At 54.7% G+C, this 258-nt stretch carries 1 protein-coding gene; it reads right to left on the bottom strand.

The window, feature by feature from the left end; all coding sequences use genetic code 11:
• Positions 1-258: hypothetical protein (locus KVT28_RS25545; RefSeq protein ID WP_217551023.1), on the bottom strand; the 258-nt coding region annotated here is incomplete at both ends.

Genomic DNA, 258 nt, shown 5'->3' with positions numbered 1-258 from the left:
CGGAGCCATGAGCTTTATCACCGTCTGCGCAAGGCTGTTGAGCATCCCAAAATGGGAGATTACCTTCTCGAACGGCAGAAACGCTCGCCGGGAGTCTGGGCTGCTGATCACGGCTTGTACAAAATTGGTTAGCGCGGACTCATATTCCTGACTCGGATTCGCCCAGCTGGTATTCTCCTTTGCCTCCCGAACCGCTTTGATCATGTACCCGGTAATTCGTTCCGTAAAATTTTCGGGCACCTCGGCCTCGGCGGCAAC

The sequence above is a fragment of the Pantoea sp. GbtcB22 genome (genome assembly GCF_019091025.1).
In the GTDB taxonomy this organism is placed as follows: Bacteria; Pseudomonadota; Gammaproteobacteria; order Enterobacterales; family Enterobacteriaceae; genus Pantoea; species Pantoea leporis.
Note: the sequence above shows the minus strand (reverse complement) of the source record. Positions and strands in the feature narration are given on the sequence as shown.